Consider the following 22015-nt stretch of genomic DNA (forward strand, 5'->3'; position numbering starts at 1 on the left):
CCAACTCCGTGACCATGACCCTGCTCAATGCCTTGCACGCCGCCCAGCGCGGCCCCACGCCCGTGGCTCCGTTGCCGGTGGCACTCATGGCGGGCGCTGCAGGCATGCTGGGGGCCGAAGTGCTGCGACGCCTGGCCGGTAGCGCACATTACCGCCAGCTGTGGGTGTTGGCGCAGGAGGCGATGACCCCTGCACTGGAGCGGGTGCAGATCCTGACTGCGGCTTCGGAGGACCCCGCCGCCTGGCCGCTGCAAGCGGCCACAGTGGGCGTCATCGTGTTTGATGCGCCCAGCCTGTACAACGACCGCGAGCGCGCGCTCTGGTCCCCGCAGCCCGCACAGTTGCCGGCGTTGGCCTCCTGGATGCTGCGTTGTGGTGTGCACACCCTGGCCGTGGTGGTGCCGCATGACCAGGGCAGGTTGCCGCAGGCCCTCAAAGCAGGGCTGGCCAACCTGGACGAGCACGCCGTAGCCACCATGGGCTTTGAACGCTTGCTGCTGGTGCGGCCCGCCGCCACACCGCAGGCCCCGCAGCATGCCAACCGGCTGGAATGGCTGGCACACCGCATGCTGTCCATCTTCGCCTACATGGTGCCCAGCAACGAGATGCCGCCCCGTGCTGCAGACCTGGCCGCACTGGTGGATGTGGCCCTGCGTGAGATGCCACCCGGTGTGCACATTGCGCCCCACGAACTGGCGCGCCGCACCAGCGAAGCCACGGTGCAAGAGACCGTACGCGCCTGGTTCGCACCGTGAGTTGGGGGAGAATCACCCCATGCCCCGACACAAAGCCAAACTTCATGCCGCCATGGGCGGAACCCCGGACGACGTGGAAGCCGCGTTTTACGAAGCCCTGCAGGCTGGCGACATTGAGAAGCTCATGGCTTGCTGGGCCGACGAGGACGACATTGTGTGCATCCACCCCGGAGGGCCGCGCATCATCGGCGCTGGCGCCATACGCGCCGCGTTTGACGCGCTGTTTGCCCATGGGGGTGCCATCCATGTTCAGGCCGAGCACATCCGCCGGGTGGATTCGCTGGCCAGCGCCGTGCACCATGTGCTGGAAAAAGTGGAGGTGCTGACTGCCGAGGGCCCAGCCCAGGCCCATGTATTGGCCACTAACGTGTACCACAAGACCCCGCAAGGCTGGCGCTTGGTGGTGCACCACGCCAGCCCGGGCACGCCCGGCGATGTGACCGAAACCCAGCACCCGCCCCAGGTGCTGCATTGAGCGAAATAGCCTTCCAGCCCCCGTGGAATATGCGTAAACAGCTATGAATTATGTAGCGCCTCGCTGGTTGCCCGGCGGCAACCTGCAAACCATCTGGCCCGCGCTGTATTCGCGTCGCGTGTTTGGTCCGCACCCGCAGTACCGTCGTGCGCGGTGGGCTGCGCCCGATGGAGACTTTGTGGATGTCGACTGGCTGGAGGGCATGGCTCCTGCGCTCGATGTGCCAGAACGTCCGCTCCTCGTCTTGTTCCACGGCCTGGAAGGCAGCTCGCGCAGCCACTATGCCGAGGCCTTTGCCGACTTTGCGCGCGAGCGCGGTTTTGCCTATGCAGTACCGCATTTCCGTGGCTGCAGTGGTGAGCTGAACCGTGCGCCGCGTGCCTACCACTCGGGCGACTATGAAGAGATCGACTGGATACTGGCCAAGTTCCGTGCGCAGCACGCCGGTCCCATCATTGCGGTGGGTGTGTCGCTGGGAGGCAATGCCCTACTGCGCTGGGCCCAGGAGATGGGGGACAGCGCAGCCCAGGTGGCCTGCGGCGTGGCGGCCGTGTGCTCGCCCATTGACCTGGCGGCGGGTGGCTACGCCATCGGGCGCGGCTTCAACCGGTTGATCTACACCCGCATGTTCCTCAACACCATGGTGCCCAAGGCGTTGCGCAAGCTGGAGCAGCACCCTGGCCTGTTCGACGGCCAGGCACTGAAGGCAGCGCGGGACCTGTATGAGTTTGACAATGTCTTCACCGCACCGCTGCATGGCTTCAAGAGCACCGAAGACTACTGGGGCCGCGCTTCGGCCAAGCCCCACCTGCACCGCATCCGCATTCCCGCGTTGGTGGTGAACGCGCGCAACGATCCCTTTGTGCCTGCCTGGTGCCTTCCTTCACAGGCCGATGTGGGCCGGCACGTGACCCTGTGGCAGCCCGCACACGGCGGCCATGTGGGTTTTCCGCAGGGGCCTATCCCTGGCCATGTACGCACCATGCCCGACGCCGTGGGTGGGTGGCTGGCGCAGCATCTCTCCTAGGAGCCCGTGGTGGACGACATCGTCAAGCAAGCCATGGCCAAGTGGCCCAACGTGCCGCATTGCTATGGCTGGCTGGGGCTGGACGCGCGTGGCAACTGGTACATGCGCGATGACGGGGCCCAGGCCAGCGGTGCTTTCAGCAGCGGACAGCCCGGTGCCAAGGGCAGCTTGTTGAAACACGAGAAACTGATCGATTTCATCCAGCGCAACTACGCGGCCGATGCGCAAGGCCAATGGTTCTTCCAGAACGGGCCGCAGCGTGTCTACGTGGAGCTGGAGGCCACGCCCTGGGTGTGGCGTGTGGCGGACAGCCTGGACGTGGCCGCCCACTCGGGCGCGCCCGTGCAGGTGCTGGGTGCGTTGCTGGACGAGCATGGCTGGTTGTACCTGCACACCGCGCTGGGCCTGGGCCTGGTGCATACGCAGGACATGGAGAACGCGGCCCGCGCGCTGGAATCGGGGCTATGGGCGCTGCAGGACGTGCGTCGTGCGGATCTGCCGGTCCGGTTTGCCTATGTCTCCAGCCCGGCAGCCCACCACGCAGGCAATTAATTGCTATATTTTTAGTAGCGGCTGGCGCATATTCAACGGGGGCAGGGGCCCGAAAGGCGTAAAAAAGCCGACCATGGGGTCGGCTTTTCTGCTGCAAGGCCCGCAGGCCTGGCGTGTGATTACTTGGCCGCTTCGGCGGGTGCCGCGGGCTTCTTGGGCTCGTCAAACTTGGCGCCGCCAGCATTGGCCATGTAGACCACGCCGCGGGCCACCTCGAGGTCGTCGAGGTCGCCGCCACCTTGTGCGCCCATGGCACCCTTGCCCTTGAGGGCGGAGTGCAGGAGGGCTTCGAAGCCGGTTTTGATGCGGGGGGCCCAGGCGGCAGCATCGCCAAACTTGGGAGAACCTGCAGCGCCCGTGGCGTGGCAGGCGGAACATTGGGCTTTGAAGACTTGTTCGCCGGTCTTCATTTCACGGTTGGCGTCGCGGATTTCGACCATGCCGACCTTCTGGATACGTTCAGCAGTGGATTTTTCCAAACTCACGGCACCGGCAGCGGGTTTGTAGTCGGACGTTACGTAGGACACCAGACCGATGATCACAAAAATGGGGATCACGAACGAGAAAAATGCCGCCAACAGCAGTTGCTTGGGGGTCTTGATGGGGCCAGTGTGGGCCTCATCGTGCGCGGTGGCGTGGCTGTTGTCGCTCATGGATGTCCTCAAAAATAGCGGGTGCTTTGAAACAGCTGGGGATTATAGCGGGGGCCCTCTGTGAAAACACCTACAATGCGCCTTCTTCTGGACGCGGCTGTAGCTCAGTGGATAGAGTATTGGCCTCCGAAGCCAAGGGTCGTGGGTTCGATCCCCGCCAGCCGCACCACCATCTCGGGCTCAGGCTCGGCCGTAGCGGTCTTCAAACCGCACAATATCGTCTTCCCCCAGGTAAGGCCCCATCTGCAGCTCGATCAGCTCCAGGGTCTCCGGGCCTTGGTTGGCCAGGCGGTGCTTCACCCCCACCGGGATGTAGACGGTTTCCCCGATCTTCAGCTCCACCACCTCTTCACCCACCGTGACTTCGGCCTTGCCGGCGGCCACCACCCAGCGCTCGGCGCGCTGGTGGTGCAATTGCAGTGACAGCGTCTGTCCCGCGTTCACGGTGATGCGCTTGACCTTGTAGCCGGGTGCTTCGTCCAGAACGGTGAAGGAGCCCCAGGGGCGGGTTTCGAAGGTGGTTGACATGGGTTGCGTCCTTTTAAAAAGAGGGTTCAGAAAGTGGTGCAAACGGCGGGGCCTAGAGGTGTTCCCGCTTGTGCTTGATGTTCTTTTCCAGCGCCTTGAGTTGGGGGGCCAGATGGGGGCTGCGTTTGGTGGCCACGGCCATCACCAGGATATCAACCACCAGCAGCTGTAGCACCCGCGAGACCATGGGTAGCGCCAGGTTGCTGTCCTCGTCATGCTCCACGGGAATCACCACATCGGCCACCTGGGCCAGCGGTGAGCCTGTCTTGGTGACCGCCACGATTTTCACTTTGCCTTTTTTTGCGATGTGTGCCGCGTGTACCAAGTCCGCCGTGCGGCCCGAGGTAGAGAAGGCAATCAGGCAGTCCTGTGGCTGCGCCATGGTGGCAGTGATGACCTGCTGGTCGGTGTCCTGGCACACCGTGCAGTTCACGCCCAGGTGGTAGAACTTGTGCTGGGCATCCGTGGCCACAATGCCGGAGTTGCCCACCCCCATAAGCAATACATGGCCGTGCTGCTCCAGCGTGGTGTTGATAGCCTGTGCCGTCTGCTGGATCGGCCCAAAGCCGGCCGACTTGCGGAACGCGTCAATGGCGGAAATCAGGTTGCTGCTGAGGTTGGCGCCCAGGTTGTCAATGTCGTCCTGGTGCTTCAGTGAGTAGTTCACATAGGGCAGGTCATGGGACGACGAGCCCAGGTACAGCACCAAATGCCGCTTGAACTCGCTCAACCCCTGATAGCCCACGCGCCGGCAGGCCCGTACCACGGTGGGTTTGCTGACCTTGGCCCGCAGCGAGGCCTGTTCGGCCGACATATCCAGAAATGCCTTGGGGTCGCTGCAGGCCAGCGCCATGACGCGTCGCTCGGACTCCGGCAGCCCGTCCAGCGCATGTTCAATGCGCTGGATGAAATAGCTTGCGTGGATGGAGGAGGGCGTTGTCATGGCCGGTACAAACAATGAATGTACCGATGTTACATAAAACCCTCGTTTTCATCAACTATTGCGTAACGAAGTTACTTGGTCTGCCGGGTCAGGTCTCGGGTGTTAGCACGGGGCCAGTCCCGCTGAAACGCTCCAACATCAGGTAAATCACCGGAGTGATGAACAGCGTGATGGCCTGGGAGAACACCAGCCCACCTACCACCGCCAGGCCGAGTGGCTGGCGCAGCTCTGCGCCCGCGCCCAGGCCCAGGGCAATGGGCAGGGCACCCATCAATGCGGCCATGGTGGTCATCATGATGGGGCGGAAACGCAGGATGCAGGCCTCGCGGATGGCCTGCGCGGGCGTCATCCCTTGGTGGCGCTGGGCGTCCAGCGCAAAGTCAATCATCATGATGGCGTTCTTCTTCACGATGCCGATCAAGAGCACGATGCCGATGGTGGCAATCAGTGTAAGGTCCTGCCCGAACAGCATCAGTGTCGCCAGCGCCCCCACGGCGGCTGATGGCAAGCCCGCCAGGATGGTGATGGGGTGGATATAGCTCTCGTAGAGCACCCCCAGCAGCACATAGATCACCAGCAGCGCGGCAACCACCAGGATGGTCTGGCTGCCCTGTGAGCTCTTGAACACTGCGGCATCACCACCGTAGGTGCTGATGATGGACACAGGCATCTGTATGGCCGCGCGGGCCGCATCGATCTTGGCCGTGGCATCGCCCAGCGCGGTGCCGGGAGCCAGGTTGAAGGACACCGTCACGGCCTGCAACTGGCCCACATGGTTAATGGACGAGGGCCCGACCGCACGCTCCACCGTGGTAAAGCTGGACATGGGCACCAGCGCGCCGGTGGAGGAGCGCACATAAATGCTGTTCAACGCTTGCTCGTCCTGTTTGGCTTCGGGTGCCACTTCCATGATGACCTGGTAGCTGTCGGTGGGCAGGTAGATGGTGGACACCTGGCGCTCCCCGAACGCGCTGAACAGCGCGGTGCGGATGGCGTCAATCGACACGCCCAGCGCATTGGCCCGGTCCCGGTCGATCTTGAGCTGGGCCTGCAAGCCACGCAGTTGCGCGTCGCTGGTCACATCGCGGAACACGGGGTCTGCGCGCAGTTTCTCCTGCAGCTTGGTGGCCCAGGTGTTGAGCTCGTCAGCCCGTACGCTTTGCAGGATGTACTGAAACTGTGCCTTGCTCTGGCGCCCGCCCAGCTGCAGGTTCTGGGTAGGCCGCATGAAAACGTTGATGCCGGCCACCGCGCGGAGTTGTTTGCGCAGGCCCTCCACCACCTTTTTCATGGGTTCGCGTTCGGCGGTGGGCTTGAGCGTCACAAACATGCGGCCGGTGTTTTGCGCACCGCTGCCGCCGTTGAAGGAGCTCACCGCAGCCACATTGCCGTCCTTACGGATGATTTCGGCGGCCCGCTCCTGCAGGCGCACCATCTCTGGAAAGGAGGTGTCTTCGCTGGCTTCGGTCGTGACCTGAATCTGTCCTATGTCTTCCTCGGGGAAGAAGCCCTTGGGGATGATGACCAGCAACCACGCGGTCGCTACAAAGGTGGCAATAGCCAGACCCACGATCAGTGCCCGGTGGGACAGCGCCTTGTCCAGCAGCCGGGTGTAGCCGGCCAGCAGCGCATTGAAACCGCGCTCGAAACTGCGCACCACGGCGCCCGGCTGCTTCATGTGGGCCTCGTCTGTCAGGAAGCGGCTGGCCAGCATGGGCACCAGCGTGAGCGACACAAAGGCCGACACCACGATGGACAGCCCCACCACCACGGCAAACTCGTGGAACAGCAGGCCAATCACCCCGGGCATGAAGAAGATGGGAATGAATACCGCGATCAGCGAGGTCGAAATCGAAACGATGGTGAAGCCCACTTCGCGCGCGCCACGCAGCGCGGCCTGGAAGGAGTTTTCACCGTGCTCCACATGGCGAATGATGTTCTCCAGCACCACGATGGCATCGTCCACCACCAAGCCCACTGCCAGTGTCAGGCCCAGCAGCGAGATGTTGTCCAGGCTGTACGACAGGCCCCACAGCAGGGCTACCGCGCCCACCAGCGAGACGGGAAGCGACAAAGCTGGAATGGCCGTGGCCACAAAGCGGCGCAGGAAGAGGAAGATGACCAGCACCACCAGCGCGATGGTGCCGATCAGCGTCAGGGTCACGTCGTGCAAGGCCTCGCGCACCGAGACGGAGCGGTCGTTGATCGGCGTGAGGCTGACCGACTGCGGCATCTGGCTTTGCAGCGCGGGCAGCGCGTTGCGAATCGAGTCGACCACACGCACGGTGTTGGCGCCGGGCTGGCGCTGGATGGCCAGGGTGATGGAGTTTTCGCCGTTCAGCGTGGCCCAGCTCTTGAGCGTTTCCAGGCTGTCTTCCACCACCGCCACATCGCGCAGCCGCACCGGGGTACCGCCCCGCGTGCTGACAATCAAGTCGGCAAACTCGGCCGCCGTACGCAGCTGTTTGTTGGCTTGCAAAACCAGGGTTTGCTTGGGCCCTTCCAGCGTGCCCACGGGCGTGTTCACGTTAGCGGCTTTCAGCGCCGCGCTGATTTCGTCCAGGCTGATGTTGCGGGTGGCCAGTGCCTCGGGCTGCACGCGCACGCGCACGGCATAGCGCTTGGCCCCGAAGATGTTGACCTGGGCCACACCATCCACGGTGGACAGCGTGGGAGAGATCAGATGCTCGGCATAGTCCTGCAGGTCGGCCGGCGAGAGCGAGGGCGAACGCAGCGCAATCAGCAGCACGGGCGCGTCCGCCGGGTTGACCTTGCGGTACGACGGCGGGTTGGTCATGTCCTGCGGCAGGGAGCGTTGCGCACGCAGCAACGCGGCCTGCACGTCCACCGCCGCTGCGTCAATATTGCGCGACTCTTCAAACTCCAGCGTCAGCGAGGTGCTGCCCAGCGTGCTGGTGGAGCTGATGGTCTTGAGTCCCGGCACGGTCTGGAATTGCTTTTCCAGCGGCAGCGCCACCGAGGTGGCCATGGTCTCGGGGCTGGCGCCCGGCAGGGACGCGGAGACGTTGATGACCGGTGTGTCGTAGCTGGGCAGCGCGGCCACGGGGATGCTGCGAAAGCCAATCACCCCGGCCAGCACGATGGCCAGGTTCAGCAGCACCGTCATCACCGGACGGCGGATAAACAGTTCGGAGAAGTTCATGGTGCGGCGGGCTTGGTAGTGTCTTGGGCTACGGCCTTGCCGTCTTTGTTCTCCTTGCTGCGTTCCACCACGGGGGCGTTGGGTCGCAGGTTCTGCTTGCCTTCCACCACCACGGTGTCGCCGGCCTGGATGCCGGTGACTGCGGCGTCACCGGCTTCCGCGTACACCAGTTTCACAGGACGCAGCACTGCCTTGCCATCTTCCACCACATACACGATGGTGCCGCGCGCGCCCTGGATGATGGCCGCCTGCGGCACCACCACGGCGCCCTGGATGGTGGATACGGTTTGCGAAATTTCCACGAATGCGCCGGGCCAGAGCTTGGCGTCCTTGTTGTCAAACACTGCCTTGGCCTTGACCGCGCCCGAGCTGGCGTCCACGAGGTTGTCCACAAACTGCAGGCGCCCCTTGAAAGCGCCACCGCTGTCCGCCAGTGTGGCTGTCACGCTGGCGCCGCCACCTTGCAACGCCTGCAGGGCGTCGCCCAGGTTGCGCTGGGGAATGCTGAACTGCACGCCAATCGGGTCCAGCTGTGTGATGGTGACCAGGGTGGTCACGTTGGCCTGCACCGCGCTGCCGGGGTACACATTGACCGCGCCGGCGCGGCCCGCATTCGGGGCAGTGATGCGCGAGTAAGACAGTGCCACACGTGCAGCATCAATGGCGGCCTGGTCGGCGGCCACGGTGGCCGTCACTGCCTCCACCTGGGCTTGGGCCGTGTCCACCGCGCCCTGCGAAATAAAGTTTTGCGTGAAGAGCTGTTGGGCCCGTTCGAACTGGCGCTTGGCGTCGGCCAGGCTGGCATTGTCTTTGGCCAACTGGGCGCGGGCCTTGGCGACGTTGGCCTCATCGGTGCGGGCGTCCAGTGTGAACAGCACCTGGCCCGCCTTGACGAACTGCCCTTCCTTGAAATGCACCTGGGCCACCGTGCTGGTGACCTGCGACTTGACGTCTACCGTGGTCAGCGGGGCAACGGTTCCCGTGGCCTTCAGGGTGACCGAGAGGTCGCGACTTTGGGCTTTGACCGTGCTGATGGTGGCGGGCGGCCCAGCCGGGGCGCTGGCTGAGGCCGCGGGTGCTGGCGCGGCGCCCGCCTGGGCCGCTGGGGTGTCGGACTTGCCCGAACACCCCAGGAGGGCCAGGGGCAGCACGGCGCCAAGAATAATCAGGGGAGAGCGGGCAAGGTTCATGGGCGACAACGACGTTGGGGTGGAAAACGGGGCAGAGTTGCCTATTTGGCAACCAACTCGCAATGCTAAGACATTGACGGCTGTTTACCCCACGCCTGCTGTCGGCTTTGTAAAACCTCCGTAAAGTTCGCCCCTACAGCGGCAGGCCCACGTAGTTCTCTGCCAATGCGGTGGACGCAGCCCGGGACTGCACCAGGTATTCCAGCTCGGCTTCCTGCAGCTTCTGGCCGATGGCGCCGTCGTTGGGCAGGCGGTGCATGAGGCTGGTGAACCACCAGGAAAAGCGCTCGCCTTTCCAGATGCGCTGCAGGCAGCGTTGCGAGTAATGGTCTATGCCCGCGGACGATTGCTCCTGGTAGTACTCGATGAAGGCGGTGCTCAGGTACTTCACATCGGTGGCCGCCAGGTTCAGCCCCTTGGCGCCCGTGGGGGGCACGATGTGGGCGGCATCGCCGGCCAGAAACATCCGGCCAAAGCGCATGGGTTCGGCCACAAAGCTGCGCAGCGGTGCAATGCTCTTTTCCAGTGATGGGCCGGTTACCAGCGCGGCGCGCGCCTCGGGGTCCAGGCGCAGGCGCAGCTCTTGCCAGAAGGCCTCGTCCGACCAGTCGCTGGCCTTGTCGGTGAGTGGCACTTGCAGGTAGTAACGGCTGCGCGTGCTGCTGCGCTGCGAACACAGTGCAAACCCGCGGCTGCTGTTCACGTAAATGAGTTCGTGGTGTACCGGGGGCGTATCGGCCAGCAGGCCCAGCCAGCCAAAGGGGTAGACCTTCTCGTACTCGGTGATGGCGCCCTGTGGCACGCTGGCACGGCACACGCCGTGGAAGCCGTCGCAGCCCGCGATGAAGTCGCAAACAATCTCATGGGTCTGCCCGTTTTTCTCATAGCGCACGCGGGGCTGGGCGCTGTCAAAGTCGTGCACCGTGAGATTGCCTGCTTGGTAGATGGTGGGCAGGCCGGCGGCCTGGCGCGCCTCCATCAGGTCGCGCGTCAGTTCGGTTTGGCCATAGACCATGACCTGGCGCCCGCCTGTCAGGGTGTGCATGTCAATGCGGTGGCGTTCGCCACCAAACAACAGGTCAAAGCCACCATGCACCAGGCCTTCACGCTGCATGCGCTGGCCGACACCGGCCTCCATCAGCAGGTCGGTGGTTACTTGCTCCAGGATGCCGGCGCGAATGCGCGAGAGCACATAGTCGCCAGTCTGGCGTTCCAGGATGACCGCATCAATACCGGCCTTGTGCAAGAGCTGGCCGAGCAGGAGGCCGGAGGGACCGGCTCCGATGATGGCGACTTGGGTGCGCATGAAAACTCCGTGTTCGTGGGATGTTCCCAGCTTAGGCAGCCGCCGCCGCTTTGGCATCCCGCGGGCCGCTCTGTTGCGCGGTGAATGGAGTGGCTGCGCGATAATCGCGCAAAAAATAACCTGCCCAAAGGCCGCTCCATGATCCCTGCCTCCACCCTGCACCCCAGCACCATTGCCCCGGCGGACCTGATTGCCGGCATGGCCAAGGGCATGGCGGTGCTGGAGAGCTTTGACACCGAGCGCCAGCGCCTGAACGCCACGCTGGCGGCCCAGCGCGCCGGCATCACGCGCGCTGCTGCGCGGCGCCACCTGCTGACGCTGGCCTACCTGGGGTACCTGGAAACGGACGGCAGCTACTACTGGCTCTCCAGCAAGGTACTGCGCTTCTCGGGCAGCTACCTGTCGTCGGCCCGGCTGCCGCGCGTGCTGCAGCCCACGCTGAATCGGCTGGCCGCGCAAACGCAGGAGTCGTTCTCGGCGGTGGTGCTCGATGCGGACGAGGTGGTCATCGTGGCGCGCAGCGGCAATGACTGGCGCAGCTCTCCGTCTGGCAAGGCCCAGGTGCTGGCCTATGGCTTGCATCTGGGCGCACGCCTGCCGGTACACGCCACGTCCACCGGACGGGTGCTGTTGGCCGCGCTGCCCAAGCCCGCGCTCAATGCTTGGCTCAAGGCCCACACCCTGCGCCGCCTCACTGCCCACACGGTGACCGAGCCCAAGGTATTGCGAACCTTGGTGGAACAGGCGCGGCGCCAGGACTACTGCTTGGCCAGCGAGGAACATGAGCTGGGTGTGCAGGCGCTGGCTGTGCCGCTGCGCAACCTGCATGGTGACACGGTGGGCGCCCTCAATGTGGTGGCGGCGCCGCACCGGCTGACGCTGGAAGACATGCAGCGCGAGCTGCTGCCGGTGCTGCAAGACGCGGCCCGCGAACTGCGCGCCATGCTTTAGGGGCGGGGTACCTGCATAAAATGGGTCTGCACCCTCCGGCTTGCCGGTTTCTTTTCACCGGAACTCCCTATGCCGTTTTCATCTCTGGGCCTGTCGCCCGCATTGGCCCATGCCATGGTGGCCCAGGGCCACAGCCTGCCCACCCCCATCCAGACCGCCGCCATTCCTGTGGCGCTGGCCGGGCGTGATGTGCTGGCCGCGGCTCAGACGGGTTCGGGCAAAACCGCCGCCTTTGCGCTGGTGCTGTTGCAGCAGCTGGCCCAAGCCCCATCGAACAAGCCTCGTGTGGCGCGCGCCCTGGTGGTGGTGCCCACGCGCGAGCTGGCCACCCAGGTGGGCGACACCCTGCGCACGCTGGCCCAGCACGCGGGGCAGGCCGCCAAGGTCACCGTTGTTTTTGGCGGTGTCTCCATCAACCCGCAAATGATGGGCCTGCGCGGTGGCACCGACATTGTGGTGGCCACCCCCGGGCGCTTGCTGGACCTGCTGGAGCGCAACGCACTGACGCTGGGCGGCGTGCGCACCCTGGTGCTGGACGAGGCCGACCGCCTCATGGACCTGGGCTTTGCCGAGGAGCTGGAGCGCATTCGCGCTGCACTGCCCGCGCGCCACCAGAGCCTGCTGTACTCGGCCACCTTTCCGCCCGCGGTGCGCGCTATGGCGCAAACCGTGCTGCATGAGCCCGAAGAGATCACCGTGGTGTCCGAACCCGCAGACATGCCGGACATTACCCAGCGCGCCATCGCGGTGGACGCACCCCAGCGCACCCAGTTGTTGCGCCACCTGATTACCCAGCACGGCTGGAGCCGGGTGCTGGTGTTTGTGGCCACCAAGCATGCGGCCGAGGTGGTGGCGGACAAGCTGCGCCGCGCAGGTTTGCTGGCCGAACCGTTTCACGCCCAGCTCAGCCAGGGCAAGCGCACCCAGGTGCTGATGGACTTCAAGGCCTCGGCCATTGGGGTCGTGGTGGCGACCGATGTGGCTGCGCGCGGTATCGACATCAGTGACTTGCCGGTGGTGGTGAACTACGACCTGCCGCGCTCCGCCACCGACTACACCCACCGTATAGGCCGCACGGCACGTGCCGGTGCCAGCGGGTTGGCGGTGAGCTTTGTCACTGCTGACATGGAGGCGCATTTCCGCCTCATCGAGAAGCGCCATCGCACACCGGTTCCGCGCGAAGAGGTGGCTGGCTTTGAGCCCGCGCCGCGTGCCAGCCATGCCCCGGGTGGCAGCGCGGGGGGCGGAATCAAGGGCCACCGGCCCAGCAAGAAAGACAAGCTGCGCGCCGCCGGCTTGCTGCCACCGCTGTCCTGATTGCTATGAAAATGGAAGCTACTTGCGCAATGAATACGGGGGCTAGAGGCTGATTTGACTTAAAACTGGGGGTGCGAATGCCGGACTACCGTTTGCTGTTTGTGTGCATGGGCAACATCTGCCGCAGCCCCACGGCCCATGGCGTGATGCGCCACAAGGTGCAGCAGCGGGGCTGGCAGGACCGGGTGCAGGTGGACTCCGCCGGCACCCACAACTACCACCCCGGCGAGGCGCCGGACCCACGCTCCCAGACCCACGCTGCCCGGCGTGGCTATGACCTCTCGGACCTGCGCGCACGCCAGCTGGCGGCGGCCGACTTTGCGCGTTCAGATCTGATTCTGGTGATGGACTGGGACAACCTGGCACTGGCGCAAGACCTGTGCCCGCCCGCCCACCAGGCCAAGTTGCGCCGCCTGACCGAGTTTTGCCAGCACCATGACAGCCCCGTGGTACCCGACCCGTACTACGGCGGCGCGGGTGGCTTCGACGCCGTGCTCGATCTGGTGGAGGATGCCTGCGATGGCCTGCTCCTGCATGTGCAGCGCCAGCTGCGCTGACCTTTCCTTGCCCACACCATGTCCGACGACTACCAAATCGACATTCCCCAGAGCTTTCTGGCGCTGTACACCGACAGCCGCCGCAACCGCCTGCACACCCCGTGGCAAGAGGTGGCCCAGCGCTATGAGCTGTGCGAAGACCTGGCCAACCTGCTGACCGGCACGGCGCGCGATATGGAGTTCGGCCTGGGGCTGACTGACGGGGACGTGCTCACGCGCTGCCACCAGGGTTTGCTGGGTGAAGCGGCTGTGGTTACGCCCGCCGAAGCGCAGTGGGTGGTGAGTCGTCTGGCCGAGCTGCTGGACTGGGCGATGCCCCTCTGGGTTACCGAAAATCGGTAACCATTAGGTAACTTGATTACTTAAATCTGGAAATTCGTATCGAAAGGTGCTTCGGTCACTTCATTGGTCAAAATCGGTTTTGAAAATTGAAGGAAAAGCAGATTTTCAAGGGTTTACCCTGACGGAATATGTTTGTAATCTGGTTACATTTTGCTGCGTGGCGAGGCGCCGCAGGTCAACCGCAAGGAGCATGCATATGAGTCAGTCCGATGTCCGTTTGCGCGGAATCGTTAAAAACTACGGCAAGGCGGATGTCATCCATGGCATCGATTTGGACATCGAACCCGGCGAGTTCACGGTGTTCGTGGGGCCCTCCGGTTGCGGCAAGACCACGCTGCTGCGCATGATTGCCGGCCTGGAAGAAATCTCCGGTGGCGACCTCAATATCGGCGGCGTGCGTGTGAATGACCTGGGCCCGTCCGAACGCGGTGTGGCCATGGTGTTCCAGAGTTACGCGCTCTACCCCCACAAGACCGTGTTTGACAACATGGCGTTCGCCCTGAAGATTGCCAAGACGCCCAAGGCCGAAATCGAGCGCCGCGTGCGCGAGGCCTCCGAGATCTTGCAGCTCACCGAGTACCTGGACCGCCTGCCCAAAGCCCTGTCGGGCGGCCAGCGCCAGCGTGTGGCCATTGGCCGTGCCATCGTGCGCGACCCCAAGGTGTTTTTGTTTGACGAGCCGCTCTCTAACCTGGATGCGGCCCTGCGGACCAAGATGCGCGTGGAACTGGCCACCCTGCACCGCCGCCTGGGCGCGACCATGGTGTACGTGACGCACGACCAGGTCGAGGCGATGACGCTGGCCGACAAGATCGTGGTGCTCAACAAGGGCCGGGTCGAGCAGGTGGGCCGACCGCTGGAGCTCTACAACAAGCCCGCCAGCCTGTTTGTGGCCAGCTTCATTGGCTCGCCCCAGATGAACCTGATTGGCGGCGAATTTGCCGCCCGCCACAACGTGGCGACCATAGGCTTGCGCCCCGAGCACCTCAAGGTGCAGGCGGGTGGCCCCATCCAGGGCACGCTCAAACATTCGGAGCAACTGGGCAACGAGACCTTTGCCTATGTCACCGCTGGGGAGCACGGCGATATCACTGCCCGCATGGATGGCACGCTGGCACTGGAGCCCGGCAACACCATCGAGCTGGGTTTTGCACCCGAGCACCTGTACCGCTTCAACGCCGAGGGGCGGCGCGTCGATTGACGCGGTGCCCCATTTTTTTAACGCACCACGGATGGGCCGTGGCGCACCAAGAGGAGAAGAGACGATGTTCAAGAAAACCGTAATCGCCGGAGCGTCTGCTCTGGCAATGGGCACCCTGGTCAGCCCGGCCATGGCTGCCGCTGACTACAAAGGCCCGAATCTGAAGGGTGAAGTGGTCACCATCACCTGTCCCTGGACTGGCGCCGAAGAGGTGTCGTTCCAGAAGGTGATCGACGGCTTTGAAAAAGCCACTGGCGCGACTGTGAAGCACTCCTGCTCGCAAAGCTCCGAACAACAAATCGTGATCGACATCAAGGCCGGTTCGCCGTCCAACATCTCGGTTTTCCCCCAGCCCGGTCTGGCTGCCAACATGGCGGCCATCGGCGGCCTGGTGCCTCTGGGCGAAAAGTCCAAAGAATGGGTGAAGAAGAACTACGCCGCAGGCAATTCCTGGGCAGACCTGGGTACCTACGCCAACAAGGCCGGCAAGAAAGAGTTCTATGGCTTGTTCTACAACGTGAACGTGAAGAGCCTGGTCTGGTACATCCCTGAGAACTTCAAGGAAAAGGGCTACAAAGTGCCCAAGACCATGGAGGCGCTCAAGGATCTGACCAAGAAGATTGCGGCTGACGGTGGCAAACCTTGGTGTATCGGTCTGGGCAGCGATGCAGCGACTGGCTGGCCCGCTACCGACTGGGTGGAAGACTTTATGTTGCGTACGCAACCGCCAGAAGTTTATGACGGCTGGGTCAACAATACGGTCAAGTTCAATGACCCACGCGTTGTAGCGGCAATTGAAGAGTACGGCTGGTTCGCCAAGAACGACGCCTATGTGGATGGCGGCGCCAAGGCCGTGGCCACGGTGAGCTTCAAGGACAGCCCCAAGGGCCTGTTTGGTTCGCCTCCCAAGTGCTACATGCACCGCCAAGCCTCCTTCATTCCTGCCTTCTTCCCTGAAGGCAAGGCCGAAGATGCTGACTTCTTCTATTTCCCTTCGTATGCCAGCAAAAAGCTGGGTAACCCCGTGGAAGGTGGCGGCACGATCCTGACCATCACCAAGGACAGCAAGGCCGCCCACGCCTTCATGGACTACATGCAAAGCCCGCAAGCGCATGAAATCTGGATGGCGGACGGCCCCGGCTTCCTGACACCGCACAAGGGTGTGGACCTGGACAAGTACAAGACCAAGGCCCAGAAGAAGCAAGGCGAGATCCTGTTGAACGCCACCACCTTCCGCTTTGACGGTTCCGACCTGATGCCTGGCGCTGTGGGTGCTGGCAGCTTCTGGAAGGGCATGGTCAACTACTCGGGCGGCCAAACTGCGCAGCAAGTGGCTGACGAAATCCAGAAGAGCTGGGACGCGATCAAGTAAGCATCTCCTCGAGCGCGCCCTGGTGGCGCGTCTTCAGGCCGGCGGCTCCGTGCTGCCGGCCTTTTTGAAACCCTTTCACGATACGCAAAAGAGTTGATCCCATGACCGATCAAATCCTCCAGACCATAACCGCTGTGGTGGTCAGCATTGCGTTTTGCCTGCTGTACTTTGCCGGCTCCAACTTTCTGTTGGACAAGATTGTTCATGTGCCGCTGGGGCAGAAACACCAGCGCGAGCGAGTCCGCTCCGGTGTGCGGCCCTGGCTGTTCTTGGCTCCCGCGCTGCTGTTGCTGGGCATCTATTTGCTGTATCCGCTGTTTGAGACGTTCCGTCTCAGTTTCTTCGATGCCACCGGCGAACAGTTCGTCGGCTTGGCCAACTACCAATGGGTGTTGGTAGACCAGAATTTCCTGCTCACCATTCGCAACAACTTCCTGTGGCTCGTGGTGGTGCCCGCAGCCGCGACGGGCCTGGGTCTGGTGGTGGCCGTGCTGGCCGACCGCGTGTGGTGGGGCGGTTTTGCCAAGTCCATGGTGTTCATGCCCATGGCGATCAGCTTTGTGGGGGCCAGCGTGATCTGGAAGTTTGTCTATGACTTCCGCGGCCCCGAGTCGGACCAGATCGGCATTCTGAATGCCATCGTCGTGGGACTGGGTGGCCAGCCACACGCCTGGGTCACCGTGCCGTTCTGGAATAACTTTTTCCTCATGGCCATCCTGATCTGGATCCAGACTGGCTTTGCCATGGTGATCCTGTCGGCCGCGCTGCGTGGCGTGCCGAATGAAACCATCGAAGCGGCCCGCATTGACGGCGCCAGCGAGCTGCAAATCTTTTTCGAAATCATGGTGCCCCAGGTCATGTCCACCATCCTCGTGGTGTGGACCACCATCACCATCACCGTGCTCAAGGTGTTTGACATCGTGATGGCCATGACCGGCGGCCAGTGGGACACCAGCGTGTTGGCCAATCTGATGTACGACTGGATGTTCCGCGGTGGTGGCGACTATGGCCGTAGTTCCACGCTGGCCATGGTGCTCATGTTTGCGGTAGTGCCTGTCATGGCATTCAACATCCGCCGTTTCCGGACCGAGGAGGCCCAGCGATGAAAAAATACTTCAGCTTCCCCTCCATTGCCGCGCAGCTGCTGCTCTTGGCCATTGTGGTGCTGTGGGTACTGCCCACCTTCGGTTTGCTGGTGTCCAGCTTTCGCGACAAGCAGCAGCTGGCGTCCAGCGGATGGTGGACCGCGATGTCCACGCAGACGCGCTCCGACATGCGCCGTACCGCGGGTGCGCAAAGCCTGGTCAAGGAAGGCAATCGCTATGTAATCAGCGGCCGTCTCTTCCCCGAGCAGTCGGGTATCAAGATCAAGAAGTTCTCTCTCAAGTCGGGCAACCCAGGAGAGTTTGCCGCGGGCACGGCTGCAGAGGTAGCCGATGGCCAAGTGTTTGACGAAGAAGACGGCCAGCCCGATGGCACGCTGACGGTACAGGCCGATGGCAGCTACCGCCTGGAGCTGAATCAGAACTACGACAAGGACCGCGGTGTGCGCGTGTTCTATGTGGCCGAGTCGCCCCCTGTGTTTCTCACACAAAACTACGAAAAAGTGGTGGCATCCGAAGGCGTGGGCCAGGCTTTCCTGAACACGTTCAAGGTCACCATTCCGGCCACCTTCATTCCCATCCTGATTGCTGCGTTTGCGGCCTACGCCTTCAGCTGGATGGAGTTTCCCGGGCGCAAATGGCTGTTTGTGGTGGTGGTGGGCCTGCTGGTGGTGCCGCTGCAGATGTCGCTGATTCCGCTATTGCGCCTGTACAACCAGGTGGGGGAGGCGGTGGGGGTGGACTCCAAGTCCTACCTGGGGGTGTGGCTTGCGCACTCGGCCTTTGGCCTGCCGCTGGCCATCTATCTGCTGCGCAATTACATTGCCTCGTTGCCGCGCGACATCATCGAAAGCGCGCGCATGGATGGCGCCTCGCACTTCCAGATTTTCCTGGGCATCGTGTTGCCGCTGTCCATTCCCGCGCTGGCCAGCTTCGCGATCTTCCAGTTCCTCTGGGTGTGGAACGATTTTCTGATTGCGCTGGTATTCCTGGGCAAGGCCCCGGACCAGATCGTGTTGACCATCAAGCTCAATGACCTGTTGGGTTCCCGCGGCGAGAGCTGGGAAATCCTCACGGCCAGCGCCTTTGTATCCATCGCGGTGCCGGTCGCCGTGTTCTTCTCCCTCCAACGTTTCTTTGTGCGCGGCCTGCTGTCGGGCTCGGTCAAGTAACGCCCTTATTTCTTTTCTTCCGTATGACAAAAGCATCCAACGACAACTGGTGGCGCGGCGGCGTCATCTACCAAATCTACCCCCGCAGTTTTGCAGACAGCAACGGCGACGGCATTGGGGACCTGGACGGCATCACCGCCAAGCTGGACTATGTGGCGGCGCTGGGCGCAGATGGCATCTGGCTCTCGCCCTTCTTCAAGAGCCCGATGAAGGACTTTGGCTACGACGTCAGCGACTACTGCGACGTGGATCCCATGTTCGGTACCGTGACCGATTTCCGCAAATTGGTGGACCGCGCCCATGCGCTGGGCCTCAAGGTCATGATTGACCAAGTTCTCTCTCACAGCTCGGACCAGCACCCCTGGTTTGTGGAGAGTCGCTCCAGCTTGAGCAACCCCAAGGCCGATTGGTATGTGTGGGCCGACGCCAAGAGCGACGGCACGCCGCCCAACAACTGGCTCTCCATTTTTGGCGGTAGCGCCTGGCAGTGGGATACGCGTCGCTGCCAGTACTACATGCACAACTTCCTGACCAGCCAACCGGATCTGAATTTCCACAACCCCGAGGTGCAAAACGCCTTGCTGGACACGGTGAAGTTCTGGTTGGACCTCGGTGTGGACGGCTACCGCCTTGACACGGCCAACTTCTACTTTCACGACGCGCAGTTGCGCGACAACCCCGCGCGTGGCCGCCCCGATGGAGAAGACCCCGCGGTCAATGCCGTGAATCCCTATGGCTGGCAGTGGCACAAGCATGACAAGAGCCAGCCCGAGAATCTGGTCTTTCTCCGCCGCTTGCGCGCCCTGCTGGACCAGTACCCCAACACCACGATGGTGGGCGAAATTGGCGATGACGACGGCCTGGGCCGTGTGGCCGAGTACACCAGCGGCGGCGACAAGCTGCATATGGCCTACTGCTTTGACCTGCTGGGTACTGCCCACAGTGCGGCGCATTTCCGCAGCTTCGTGCAACGGTTTGAAGAAGTGGCACCCGGGGGCTGGCCCTGCTGGGCCCTGTCCAACCACGACGTAGTGCGTGTGGCCAGCCGCTGGGGCAGCGCAGGCCAGTCTGCCCATCCCGACCTCTTGCGCCTGGGTGCTGCGTTGCAGATGAGCCTGCGCGGCTCGCCCTGTATTTACCAGGGCGACGAGCTGGGGCTGCCCGAGGCAGACATTGCGTTCGAGGATCTGCAAGACCCCTATGGCATCACCATGTGGCCGGAGTTCAAGGGTCGCGACGGTTGCCGCACCGCTCACCCATGGTCCAAGGACTCGGCGGATCTGGGCTTTTCCAGCGCCGCCAAACCCGCGGCACCGTGGCTGCCTGTGATCGAGCCGCACCGCGCGCTGGCGGTGGATGTGCAGGAGCGGGATTCGGGTTCCTTGCTTCACTTCTACCGCGCGCTGCTGCGCTGGCGCAAGACGCAGCCGGCGTTGGTGAGCGGTACGTTGACGGTACTACCCCCCCACCCGCAGGTGCTGGCCTTTGTGCGCGCCTTTGAAGGCACGCAACTGCTGTGTGTCTTCAACTTCAGCGACACGGCCGCGCAGTGGGACATTCCCGCTGCCTATGCGGGTGCAAGTGCCGTGCCCGGCAGCGGCTTGGCCGATGTGGCCCGTGCAGGCAACACGTTGCAACTGGCCCCTTGGGGCGGTGCTTACTACCGCTTGGGCTGAGGCGGGCCCACCATGGCTGTTGCGCGTACCACTACGCCCGCCGACTGGAAACAGTCGGTGGTCTACCAGATCTACCCGCGCAGTTTTTGCGACAGCAATGGGGATGGCATCGGTGACTTGCCAGGCATCACCTCCAAACTCGACTACCTGCAAACGCTCGGGGTAGATGTGGTCTGGCTCTCGCCGGTCTATCGTTCGCCCAACGATGACAACGGCTACGACATCAGCGACTACCGCGCCATCATGGACGAGTTTGGCAGCATGGCCGACTTCGACGCCATGCTGGAGGGTATGCACGCACGTGGCATACGCTTAATGATGGACCTGGTGGTCAACCACACATCGGACGAGCATCCCTGGTTCCAGCAGGCCCGCCAAAGCCGCGATAACCCGTACCACGACTACTACATCTGGCGCGACATGCCGACCGACGGCAGCCTGCCCAACAATTGGGAGGCAGCGTTCAGCGGATCGGTGTGGGAGCCCAACCCGGCCACGGGCGAGTACTACCTGCACATGTTCTCCAAGAAGCAGCCCGACTTGAACTGGGAGAACCCCAAGGTCCGGCAGGAGGTCTACGCATTGATGCGCTTCTGGTTGGACAAGGGGGTGGATGGTTTTCGCATGGATGTCATCAACATGATCTCCAAGCCCGCGGGCCTGGCCGATGCGCCGGTCATCCGTGGCGGATATTTACAGCCCAGCTTTGGCATGGTGACCAATGGCCCCCGCCTACTGGAGTTTCTGCGCGAGATGAAGGCACAGGTGCTGGACCACTATGACACCCTCACGGTGGGGGAAGCGCCGCTGGCCACCATCCAGCAGGGCATGGATATCACCAACGCACAGACAGGCGCGCTGAACATGTTGTTCCAGTTCGAGCACATGGACCTGGACGCCATCCCCGGCGATGGCCGCGGCAAATGGGCGCTCAAGCCCTTGGCGCTGGCCGATCTCAAGGCCAGCATGTCACGCTGGCAGGACGCGCTGTGGCAGACCGGCTGGAACAGTCTGTATCTGAGCAACCATGACCAGCCGCGCCCCGTGTCGCGCTGGGGGGACGACGGTGTGCACCGTGTGGCCTCGGCCAAAATGCTCGCCACCTTTCTGCACGGCATGCAGGGCACGCCCTACGTGTACCAGGGAGAAGAACTGGGTATGACCAATGTGCGGTTTTCGCAGATTGAGGACTACCGCGACATTGAGACCCTGAACATGTACCGCGAAGCGGTGCAGGACCGACAGGAGTCGCCCAAAGAGGTGTTGGCACGCATCTACGCCAAGAGCCGTGACAACGCACGCACGCCCATGCAGTGGAATGCGTCGGCGCACGGTGGCTTTACCACGGGCACACCCTGGATCCAGAGCAACCCGAACCATTCCACAGTGAATGCGGCGCAGGCCCAGACGGATGCGGATTCTGTCTGGCACTACTACCGTCGGCTGATTGCCCTGCGCAAAAGCACGCCCGCGCTGGTCCAGGGACGCTATGCATTGCTGCTGCCAGACGATCCTGCCGTATACGCATATACCCGTACACTGGGTGACGCGGTGTTGTTGGTGGTCTGCAACTTCACGGGCGCCGAGCAGCCCTTTACCCTGCCAGCCCAGGTGGCGGTGAACCAGCAAGAGCCGCTGATTGCCAATTACGCGGTAGACCCAACGCAGAGTGTGCGCCGCTTCACCTTGCGTCCCTTCGAAGCGCGGATCGTCGCTTTGCGTTAAGGTTCGT

Annotated in this window: 20 protein-coding genes and 1 tRNA gene; 15 read left to right on the forward strand and 6 right to left on the reverse strand. The window is 63.1% G+C overall.

The window, feature by feature from the left end:
* The first annotated feature begins 14 nt into the window (after positions 1-14).
* The 4 genes from AC07OE_RS17880 to AC07OE_RS17895 are packed head-to-tail and all read left to right on the forward strand — an operon-like array spanning position 15 to position 2809.
* The gene (locus AC07OE_RS17880; protein WP_495071928.1) at positions 15-755 is read left to right on the forward strand and encodes a Rossmann-fold NAD(P)-binding domain-containing protein; all 741 of its coding nucleotides are present in this window, start codon (positions 15-17) and stop codon (positions 753-755) included.
* Positions 756-774: 19 nt separating this feature from the next.
* A complete protein-coding gene (locus AC07OE_RS17885; protein WP_495071929.1) occupies positions 775-1230 on the forward strand; it encodes a YybH family protein in 456 nt (151 codons plus the stop codon).
* 43 nt (positions 1231-1273) lie between these two features.
* Positions 1274-2257, forward strand: a complete 984-nt coding sequence (locus AC07OE_RS17890; RefSeq protein WP_495071930.1) for a YheT family hydrolase — start codon at positions 1274-1276, stop codon at positions 2255-2257.
* Positions 2258-2266: 9 nt separating this feature from the next.
* Entirely contained in the window at positions 2267-2809 is a 543-nt protein-coding gene (locus AC07OE_RS17895) for a DUF2946 family protein (protein WP_495071931.1), read from the forward strand.
* Between the two features lie 119 nt (positions 2810-2928).
* Here the strand turns inward: AC07OE_RS17895 and AC07OE_RS17900 are convergent, their stop codons facing one another.
* Positions 2929-3462: a c-type cytochrome gene (locus tag AC07OE_RS17900; protein WP_495071932.1), complete on the reverse strand. Its 534-nt coding sequence runs from the start codon at positions 3460-3462 to the stop codon at positions 2929-2931.
* Between the two features lie 93 nt (positions 3463-3555).
* Between AC07OE_RS17900 and AC07OE_RS17905 the strand changes: the two genes are divergently transcribed.
* Positions 3556-3631 (forward strand) — tRNA-Arg (locus AC07OE_RS17905).
* An 11-nt stretch (positions 3632-3642) separates the two neighbouring features.
* Here AC07OE_RS17905 and AC07OE_RS17910 read toward each other — a convergent pair.
* The 5 genes from AC07OE_RS17910 to pobA form a co-directional block, all read right to left on the reverse strand.
* Positions 3643-3990, reverse strand: a complete 348-nt coding sequence (locus AC07OE_RS17910; RefSeq protein WP_495071933.1) for a phosphomannose isomerase type II C-terminal cupin domain — start codon at positions 3988-3990, stop codon at positions 3643-3645.
* Positions 3991-4042: 52 nt separating this feature from the next.
* Positions 4043-4933, reverse strand: coding sequence for a MurR/RpiR family transcriptional regulator (locus tag AC07OE_RS17915; protein WP_495071934.1), 891 nt, complete (start codon positions 4931-4933; stop codon positions 4043-4045).
* Between the two features lie 88 nt (positions 4934-5021).
* Positions 5022-8096 carry an efflux RND transporter permease subunit gene (locus tag AC07OE_RS17920; protein WP_495071935.1) on the reverse strand — a complete coding sequence of 1025 codons (3075 nt, stop codon included), beginning with the start codon at positions 8094-8096 and terminating at the stop codon, positions 5022-5024.
* On the reverse strand, positions 8093-9286 hold the full coding sequence (locus AC07OE_RS17925) for an efflux RND transporter periplasmic adaptor subunit (RefSeq protein ID WP_495071936.1): 1194 nt from the start codon (positions 9284-9286) through the stop codon (positions 8093-8095). The genes AC07OE_RS17920 and AC07OE_RS17925 overlap by 4 nt, the downstream gene beginning before the upstream one ends.
* Before the next feature lie 133 nt (positions 9287-9419).
* Complete coding sequence (gene pobA, locus AC07OE_RS17930) at positions 9420-10592, reverse strand: 4-hydroxybenzoate 3-monooxygenase (protein WP_495071937.1); 1173 nt, start codon at positions 10590-10592, stop codon at positions 9420-9422.
* 138 nt (positions 10593-10730) lie between these two features.
* Here pobA and AC07OE_RS17935 point away from each other — a divergent pair, with 138 nt between their 5' ends.
* The 10 genes from AC07OE_RS17935 to AC07OE_RS17980 all read left to right on the forward strand — a co-directional run bounded on the left by AC07OE_RS17935 (position 10731) and on the right by AC07OE_RS17980 (position 22008).
* Positions 10731-11543 (forward strand): IclR family transcriptional regulator domain-containing protein, encoded by an 813-nt coding sequence (locus AC07OE_RS17935; RefSeq protein ID WP_495071938.1) that lies wholly within the window; start codon positions 10731-10733, stop codon positions 11541-11543.
* A gap of 69 nt (positions 11544-11612) precedes the next feature.
* A complete protein-coding gene (locus AC07OE_RS17940) occupies positions 11613-12860 on the forward strand; it encodes a DEAD/DEAH box helicase (RefSeq protein WP_495071939.1) in 1248 nt (415 codons plus the stop codon).
* A gap of 77 nt (positions 12861-12937) precedes the next feature.
* Positions 12938-13417: a low molecular weight protein-tyrosine-phosphatase gene (locus AC07OE_RS17945; protein WP_495071940.1), complete on the forward strand. Its 480-nt coding sequence runs from the start codon at positions 12938-12940 to the stop codon at positions 13415-13417.
* An 18-nt stretch (positions 13418-13435) separates the two neighbouring features.
* Positions 13436-13759, forward strand: a complete 324-nt coding sequence (locus AC07OE_RS17950) for an ATPase with chaperone activity (RefSeq protein WP_495071941.1) — start codon at positions 13436-13438, stop codon at positions 13757-13759.
* A gap of 196 nt (positions 13760-13955) precedes the next feature.
* Positions 13956-14960 carry an ABC transporter ATP-binding protein gene (locus AC07OE_RS17955; protein ID WP_495071942.1) on the forward strand — a complete coding sequence of 335 codons (1005 nt, stop codon included), beginning with the start codon at positions 13956-13958 and terminating at the stop codon, positions 14958-14960.
* A 64-nt stretch (positions 14961-15024) separates the two neighbouring features.
* Positions 15025-16332, forward strand: a complete 1308-nt coding sequence (locus AC07OE_RS17960; RefSeq protein ID WP_495071943.1) for an ABC transporter substrate-binding protein — start codon at positions 15025-15027, stop codon at positions 16330-16332.
* A 101-nt stretch (positions 16333-16433) separates the two neighbouring features.
* Positions 16434-17438 (forward strand): carbohydrate ABC transporter permease, encoded by a 1005-nt coding sequence (locus AC07OE_RS17965; protein WP_495071944.1) that lies wholly within the window; start codon positions 16434-16436, stop codon positions 17436-17438.
* Positions 17435-18607 carry a carbohydrate ABC transporter permease gene (locus AC07OE_RS17970; protein ID WP_495071945.1) on the forward strand — a complete coding sequence of 391 codons (1173 nt, stop codon included), beginning with the start codon at positions 17435-17437 and terminating at the stop codon, positions 18605-18607. Before AC07OE_RS17965 ends, AC07OE_RS17970 begins: the two co-directional genes overlap by 4 nt.
* A gap of 23 nt (positions 18608-18630) precedes the next feature.
* Complete coding sequence (locus tag AC07OE_RS17975; protein ID WP_495071946.1) at positions 18631-20283, forward strand: alpha-glucosidase family protein; 1653 nt, start codon at positions 18631-18633, stop codon at positions 20281-20283.
* A 12-nt stretch (positions 20284-20295) separates the two neighbouring features.
* Positions 20296-22008 (forward strand): glycoside hydrolase family 13 protein, encoded by a 1713-nt coding sequence (locus AC07OE_RS17980; RefSeq protein WP_495071947.1) that lies wholly within the window; start codon positions 20296-20298, stop codon positions 22006-22008.
* Positions 22009-22015: the final 7 nt, after the last annotated feature.

The organism is Rhodoferax sp. GW821-FHT09E07 (assembly GCF_059416145.1).